Origin of the sequence: Streptomyces racemochromogenes (assembly GCF_044129415.1) — a bacterium.
Lineage (GTDB): Bacteria > Actinomycetota > Actinomycetes > Streptomycetales > Streptomycetaceae > Streptomyces > Streptomyces racemochromogenes_A.
Map to the genome: position 1 here is coordinate 1 of NZ_JBBDHD010000213.1, position 7,520 is coordinate 7,520.

The window sequence follows — 7,520 nt, forward strand, 5'->3', positions numbered from 1 at the left end:
CCGATCATCGACAACCAGGGCGTGGCCTTCCAGCTCGCGGACATGCGCACGCAGCATGGGCGCGCCCCGGCTGCTGGCCGGTCTGGACCGGACGGGGTGGCTCGACCGCGAGGCCCATCTGGCGGTGCACGGCCCCCTCCCGCGGTTGCGCCCGGACGAACTCACCGACCTCGCCTCGGACATCGACCTGCGCGGGCGCGGGGGCGCGGGGTTCCCGTTCGCGCGCAAGCTGCTGGCCGTCACGCGGTCGGCCCGGGAGAAGGAGGCCGCCACCGCCGTCGTGGTCAACGGCAGTGAGGGAGAGCCGAGTTGTCTCAAGGACACGGCCCTGCTGCTGCACGCCCCGCACCTGGTGCTGGACGGCGCCCTGCTGGCCGCGGCCGCCGTCTCCGCCGACGAGGTGGTGGTGGCCGTCACCCGGGCGGACGTGGAGCGTTCGGTGCGGGACGCCGTCGACGAGCGGGGACCGGGGGGCCGGCGGGTGCGCGTGGCGCGGCTCCCCGAACGGTTCGTCACCGGCGAGGGGACCGCCCTCGTCAGCGGACTGAACGGCGGTCCGGCGCTGCCGTCCGGGCAGCGGGTGCGGACCAGCGAACGCGGCCTGGGCGGGATGCCGACCCTGCTGTCGAACACCGAGACCTACGCGCAGCTCGCCGTCGCCGCCCGGCTCGGCGCCCCGGCCTACCGCTCGGTCGGCCTGCCGTCCGAGCCGGGGACGGTGCTGCTGACCGTCGCCGGGTCCACCGTCGTCGAGACCCCCTCCGGCACCTCCCTGGCGTACGTCCTGGACCTGTGCGGGAGCGGTGTGGGCCAGGGGGTGCTGGTCGGCGGCTACCACGGCCGCTGGCTCGATCCGGGGGCGGCCCGCTCCGCCGGCCTGTCCCGGCAGTCCCTGGCCGCCTTCGGTGCGGTGCTCGGGGCGGGGGCGGTGCTGCCGCTGCCCGAGGAGACCTGTCCGGCCGGGGAGGTGGCGGCGGTGGCGCGCTGGATGGCGAAGGAGTCGGCGGGGCAGTGCGGGCCGTGCGTGCGGGGGCTGCCCGCGCTGGCCGATGTCCTGGAGGACGCCGTCCGGGGCGGGGGCAGGGCCGCGCTGGAGGCGGTCGAGGCCCGGCTGAGAGCGGTGCGGCGGCGCGGCGCGTGCAGCCATCCGGACGGCACGGCCCACTTCGTCGACTCGGCGCTCAACGCGTTCCCCGAGGAGTTCCGCGACCACGCCCTCGGCAGCGGCTGCGGACGCCCGGTGACGGGCTCCCTGGCCCTGCCGCGGGAGGAGGACGGCGGCGGGAGCACGGAGCGGCTGGTCGTCGACTGGACGCTGTGCAAGGGGCACGGGCTGTGCGTGGACATCCTGCCCGACGTCGTACGGCTCGACGCGGACGGCTACCCGGCCCAGGCGTCCATGCCGGTCCCGGCGCGGCTGAGGCCCAAGGCCCTGCGCGCGGTCCGGCGCTGCCCGGCGCTCGCGCTGCGCTTCCGGGAATGAGGCGCGCACGGCCGCCGCGGGCATCCGGGTTCATTCCTGTCGCGATCTGACAAATTCCCGGGGAATGCGGCTCCGACCGGCCCGGGCCCCGTATCAATGGGCGAAGGCAGTGAGCCCACGGGATCGAACCAGAACCCAGAGGAGAGATCGTGAAGACAATGCGCCGTGAGATATTCGCCGGGTCGGCGGCGGTCGCGGTACTGCTGTTGACGGCCGGGTGCGGTCCCGACGGGAATTCCGCCGCGAAGGAAAATGCGGTGAAACCCGTGAGCGACAGCAAGCAGCTCGACCTGTACGGGTCGGGCTACGGCTCCGGGTCGGGTGCGGGCGACGGCGGCGGGGCCGGCGACGCCCCGGCGGGCGGGGGCGCGAAGGCCGGTCCCGCGGGGCAGCTGAAGGTACGGGAGATGACCGGCCTGGGCTCCGGGCTCACCGACGGCGAGGGCTTCACCCTCTACCGGTTCGACAAGGACACGGCCAAGCCCCCGAAGTCCGCCTGCGAGGGCGACTGCGCCAAGGCCTGGCCGGTGGTCACGGCGGACGACGCGCAGGCCGGGGCCGGTGTGGACGCCGCGATGCTCGGTTCGGTCACCCGGGCCGACGGCACCCGGCAGCTGACCGTCGGGGGGTGGCCGGTCTACCGCTACGCGAAGGACGCCAAGGCGGGGGACGCCCTCGGCGAGGGCGTCGGCGGCACCTGGCACGTCCTGGGACCCGACGGGAAGCCCGCCGCGGCCGGGAAGGGCGCGGGCCCGGCGGCGGGCTCGGGAACGGGCTCGGGAATGGGCTCGGGAATGGGCTCGGGAATGGGCTCGGGAATGGGCTCGGGAATGGGCGCCGGAACGGGAATGGACATGGGAACGGGGGCGGATACCGGCACGGCCGGGAAGAAGCTCTCGCTCTCGGTGCGGCAGAACGCACAGCTGGGCCCGATCCTGCAGAACGCGGAGGGCTGGACCCTCTACCGTTTCGACAAGGACAGCGCCTGGCCGATGAAATTCGGCTGCCTCGACGCCTGCCTGGACACCTGGAAACCCGCCAAACCGGTGGACAAGGCGGAGGTCTCCGGAATTCCCGCCGGACTGGTCGGCTCGGTGAAACGGCCGGACGGCAGCGAACAGCTGACGATCGACTGCTGGCCCGTCTACACCTTCACCGGTGACAAGCAGCCGGGCGACGCGAACGGGCAGGGCAAGCAGGGCCTCTGGTTCGCCGTGACCGACAAGGGCAAGAAGGCGAAGGCCGCCGGCTAGTTCCGGTGCCCACCGCCCCCCGATCCCGTGGTGCCCGGCCCCCCTCCCCCGCCGGGCACCACGGCTCCTTCCCCCTCGACCCGTCAGTGAGGTCGCCATGCCCCCGTCCGTCCGCCGGATCCGCCGTGCGCTCGCGCTGGGCGCCGCCGTGTGCGCCGCGCTCGCGGCCGGCGCCTGCGCCGCCGCGCCGGCCCGCCCCGGGTCCGCGCCCGCGGCCCACGCCGCACACGCGCAGGGCGCCGCGCCCGCCGCCTCCGCGACGGTCGAGCAGCTCGCCGCCGCCCTCGGATGCACCGCCGAACTGGGCACCCAGGCCGAGGAACTGCGCCAGGGAGCCTGTGCGACCGGCCAGGGCGCCTTCCGCATGACCACCTTCGCCGCCGAGGAGGGCCTGCGCTCATGGCTGGCCGAGGCCGAGCCCTACGGAGGCTTCTACCTGGTCGGAGACCGCTGGGTGGTCACCGGCCCGTCGGCGGACGCCCTGGCCGGCCTGCGCGAGCGGCTCGGCGGCAGCGTCGAGACCGGCGACGCGCACGCCGGCCACTGAGGGACCGGCGCGCCGCGCGCGCAACCTGCGCGGCGCGTCGGCCAGTTGTCCGGAATCACCTCGTTCGCGAGGAGGACAAGAGCCGTCGTGAGGGATGATTCGCCCCGCGCCGCCGTCCTCCAAGGTGGGCAGGGAACCGCCCTTCTGACGAAAGGAACGGCCCTTCCGTGCTGCGCATGAAGCGCCTCGCTCCCCTGCTCGCCACCGCCGGCCTGCTCGCCGGCACCCTCCCGCTCCTGACGGCCGCGCAGGCCGCCGCCGACCCCTCCGGCCCGGAGTACGGCCCGCCGAAGCCCGCCTGGCACCGGTGCAGTGCCGAGCAGCCGGCCTCGTACGAGTGCGCGACCCTCAAGGTGCCGCTCGACTACCGGCAGCCCCGGGGCCGGACCCTGGACCTCGCGATATCCCGGGTGAAGAGCCCCGACCCCGCCAAGCGGCGCGGGGTCCTGCTGATGAACCCCGGCGGCCCCGGCGGCCCCGGGCTGGACCTGCCGCTGGCAGCGGACGCGGCACTGCCGAAGGAGGTCCGGGAGCAGTACGACCTGATCGGCTTCGACCCGCGGGGCGTCGGCGCCAGCAGCCCCATCAGCTGCGGACTGACCGACGCGGAGCAGGAGTTCCAGCGCGCCTACCGGCCGGAGACCTTCCCCTCCGACGTGGCCTGGGCCCGCACGGTCGCCGACAAGTGCCGGGAGAAGGCCGGCGCGGTGCTCCCGTACGTCACCACCCGCAACACCGCCCGCGACATGGACGCGATCCGGGCGGCCCTGGGCGAGCGGAGGATCTCGTACCTGGGCTACTCGTACGGGACCTACCTGGGCGCGGTGTACACGCAGATGTTCCCGGCCCGGACCGACCGGTTCGTGCTGGACAGCGCCGTCGACCCGCAGCGGATCTGGCGCGGGATGCTCCAGGTGTGGGCCACGGAGGCGGAGCCGGCGTTCGCGCGCTGGACGCGGTGGACGGCCGAGCGCGACGCCGAATTCCGCCTGGGCGCCACCCCGGAGGCGGTCTCCGCCGCCTTCTGGGGGCTGGTGGCGCGGGCGGACCGCGACCCGGTCGAGCTCAACGGTCAGAAGATCACGGGGGACGACATCCGCAGGGCGCGCCCCCTGTTCTTCACCCCGAGCCAGGCGGCCCCGGTCATCAGCGCGCTCAAGGCCGCGGCCGACGGCGGTCCGGCGCCCCGCGGCGCGAGCGTGCCGGACCTGCGCGCGGCCCTGCGGGGCGGCGCCGCCGAACCCGCCTCGGACAACTCCACGGCCGTGTTCTGGTCGGTGGTGTGCGGGGACACCGACGCCTGGCCGCGCGATCCCGAGCAGTACCGGCGCGACGCCGCACGGGACAAGGCCCGTTACCCGCTGTACGGGGACATGGCCTCCAACATCAAGCCCTGCGCCTTCTGGCAGCGCCCGGTCGAGGCGGCCACGCCGATGCGGACCCGGGCGGACGTGCTGACCGTGCAGAACGAGTGGGACTCGCAGACCCCGCTGGTGAGCGGGGAGGGGATGCACCGCGTGCTGCGGGGCTCGCGGATGGTGACGGCGCTGGGCGGGGAGGGGCACACGGTGTACCTGGCGGAGCCGAACTCCTGCGTGGCGGCGCCGGTCAGCTCCTACCTGGCCACCGGGCGGCTGCCGGCCCGTGACGTGACCTGCACGACCGCCCCCGCCCAGGCACCGACGCGCGAGGCCCTGCCGGGGCGGGCGCCGCTGCCCTTCCCGGCCGGTCCCCAGCGGTTCTGATCCCGGTCCCCGCCCCCTCCCCCGCGTGGTGTTCCGCTCAGCGGAACGCGCGTGGAGCGGGGGCGGTCCGGAGCGGCATCGTGGTGAACGCGCCGGGGGGACCGGCGCTCCGGGCCACCGCGGTGGCCCGACGACGGAACCGACATTCGGGGGACCCACCATGAGCCGCAGCACCGCCCGCTTCGCCGCCGCCGCCGTGATCGCCCTGGGCAGCCTCGCCGGGTTCGCGGGGACCGCGCAGGCCGAGCCGATCGACTACGTGAAGATCGAGCTGCTGGACCTGACCTGCCACCAGCAGAGCGAGGGCGACCACGACGAGGCGTACCTCGACATCACCGACGCCAACGGCAACCAGGTCAAGGTCTGGCCGGGCAACAACGTGAAGTACCAGACGATGGGGACCGGCTACGTGCGCTCGCTCGCGGACGGCAACGGCAACAACGCGCTGATCCTCGGCAAGCAGCAGGCGCGCACGCTGACCCTGTGGGACTACGACTCGACCAGCGCGGACGACAAGCTGGGCGCGACCCTGGTCACGGGCAGCGAGTTCGGCGGCGAGGTCCAGTACCGCTCGCTGGAGGGCTCCGGCGGCGTGTACACCATCGCCTACCGCGTGATCGACATCTGATCCCGGTGGACGGGCGTCCGGGGGCGTCCCTCACGCCCCCGGCGCCCGCTTCCCGGCGCGGCCCGCCCGGCGCGTGCCGCCCGGGGCCGCGGCCGGCGGGCAGGCTTCCGCGGCCGGCCGCCGGGCTCCCCTCAGCGGGGTGGCCAGGCCCGCCAGCAGGATCAGCAGGCACAGCGCCCCGCCCGCCACGCTGGCCGCCGGCACCCCGTACCGGGCGCCCGCCACGGTCAGGACGGCGGCGCCGACGGGGCCCGCGGCGTTGTGCACCGTCCAGAAGGCGGAGGTGACCCGGCCGAGCAGCGCGTCCGGCGTGACCTCCTGGCGCAGGGTCATCGAGCTGACCCCGCCGAGGGTGGTGCCGAACATGAAGACGGCGGCCAGGGCCGCGATCACGGGCACGCTGCGGCTGACGCCGGTGCCCGCCACGGCCGCGGCGATCAGCCCGACGGCGCCCAGCCAGCACGGTCCGAAGCCGAGGGCCCGCCGCAGCCGGCCGGCCACGAGGGCGGCGGCGATGACGCCGAGCCCGCTCACGGCGATCACGTAGCCGAGGGTGGCCGCGTCCCGCCCGAGGTCCTCCCGGACCCGGTAGATCAGCAGGTCGGTGGCGCCCATGGTGACGAAGGTCAGCAGGGTGAGCAGGACGGTCAGGGGGCGCAGCAGCGCGTGCCCCCACAGGAAGCGGAAGCCCACGGTGAAGACCTCGCGCAGCCGCCCGGTCCCGGAGGCGGGCGCGGGGGCCCCGTCCGGCGGCGTGCGCCGGCCGAACCGCACCCAGCGCAGGCTCACCGCCGAGACCAGGAAGGTCGCCCCGTCGATCCCGAGGGCCCATTCGCCGCCCGGCCCGGCGGTGATGAACCCGGCGGCGACCGGGCCCGCCAGGGTGCCGAGGGCGAAGGTGCCCATGAGCCGTGCGTTGGCGGCGGTGAGCTCCCCGGGCCCCACCAGGTGGGGCACGGCGGTCACGTACGCCACGTCGAACACCGTCTTCAAGGCGGTGACCACGGCGGTCAGTACGTACAGCGGCCACATCCGCGGCCCGGCCGTCAGCCAGACCAGCGGGACGGCGCCGAGCAGCAGGGCCCGCAGCAGATCGCAGGCGATCATCAGGCGGCGGCGGTCGTGGCGGTCGACCACATGGCCGGCGAACAGCCCGGTGAGGATCCCGGTCGCGCCCGTGACGACGGTGATCAGGCCCATCCGGACGAGGGAGCCGGTGGCGTCCAGCACCAGCATGGGCAGGGCCACCAGCGAGAGCGAGCCGCCGACGACGGACAGGGCCTGGCCGAGCCAGAAGACGGTGAAGTCCCGATTGCGCCGGAGCGGGGCGGACGCGGTCACCCTCAGCCGAGCAGGGCGTACACGGTGGAGGCGGTCGCGGCGGGGTCCTGGGCTCCGTCCGGGGTCATGGTGGCGTCGGCGAAGGCCATGCGCTTGCCGAGCTTGGTGACCCGGACGGTGACCAGCACGTCCGTGCCGATGACCGGCCGCTGGAAGCTCGTCGACTGCTGGACGGTGGTCATCGGGCCGTAGGCGCCGCGCGCGGCGGAGACCGCGATGACCGTGGCGGTGTCCGCGGCGGCCATCAGGGCCTGGCCGGACAGGCCTCCGCCGTCGCGGGCCAGGGAGTCGGACCAGGGCAGCCGCAGGACGGCGTGCCGCTCCCCGGTCTCCTCGACGGTGAGGCCGAGGGCGAGCACCCAGGGGGCGAAGTTGTCGGCGAGGATCTTGTCGGCTTCTGCCGGTGTCAGCGTCACCCGGCGAGGGGGGGGGGGGGGGGGGGGGGGGGGGGGGGGGGGGGCGGGGGGGGGCGCGGCGCCGGGGCGCGCGCCCGGGGGGGGGCCCCGGGGGCCGCCGCGCGGCG

The 7,520-nt window shown here is 75.4% G+C and carries 7 protein-coding genes; 5 read left to right on the plus strand and 2 right to left on the minus strand.

Annotated features, from left to right (window positions below):
- The first annotated feature begins 55 nt into the window (after positions 1–55).
- The 5 genes from WDV06_RS35390 to WDV06_RS35410 all read left to right on the plus strand — a co-directional run bounded on the left by WDV06_RS35390 (position 56) and on the right by WDV06_RS35410 (position 5,656).
- Positions 56–1,483: an NADH-ubiquinone oxidoreductase-F iron-sulfur binding region domain-containing protein gene (locus WDV06_RS35390; RefSeq protein ID WP_395513918.1), complete on the plus strand. Its 1,428-nt coding sequence runs from the start codon at positions 56–58 to the stop codon at positions 1,481–1,483.
- Between the two features lie 158 nt (positions 1,484–1,641).
- Entirely contained in the window at positions 1,642–2,736 is a 1,095-nt protein-coding gene (locus tag WDV06_RS35395; protein WP_463668236.1) for an SCO0930 family lipoprotein, read from the plus strand.
- A 97-nt stretch (positions 2,737–2,833) separates the two neighbouring features.
- Positions 2,834–3,283, plus strand: coding sequence for a hypothetical protein (locus WDV06_RS35400; protein ID WP_395513920.1), 450 nt, complete (start codon positions 2,834–2,836; stop codon positions 3,281–3,283).
- 176 nt (positions 3,284–3,459) lie between these two features.
- A complete protein-coding gene (locus tag WDV06_RS35405) occupies positions 3,460–5,028 on the plus strand; it encodes an alpha/beta hydrolase (RefSeq protein WP_395513924.1) in 1,569 nt (522 codons plus the stop codon).
- Positions 5,029–5,188: 160 nt separating this feature from the next.
- Positions 5,189–5,656: a hypothetical protein gene (locus WDV06_RS35410; protein ID WP_395513921.1), complete on the plus strand. Its 468-nt coding sequence runs from the start codon at positions 5,189–5,191 to the stop codon at positions 5,654–5,656.
- Positions 5,657–5,686: 30 nt separating this feature from the next.
- Here WDV06_RS35410 and WDV06_RS35415 read toward each other — a convergent pair whose 3' ends face one another.
- Positions 5,687–6,997, minus strand: a complete 1,311-nt coding sequence (locus WDV06_RS35415; protein WP_395513922.1) for an MFS transporter — start codon at positions 6,995–6,997, stop codon at positions 5,687–5,689.
- 2 nt (positions 6,998–6,999) lie between these two features.
- Positions 7,000–7,413: a PaaI family thioesterase gene (locus WDV06_RS35420; protein ID WP_395513923.1), complete on the minus strand. Its 414-nt coding sequence runs from the start codon at positions 7,411–7,413 to the stop codon at positions 7,000–7,002.
- Positions 7,414–7,520 lie beyond the last annotated feature (107 nt).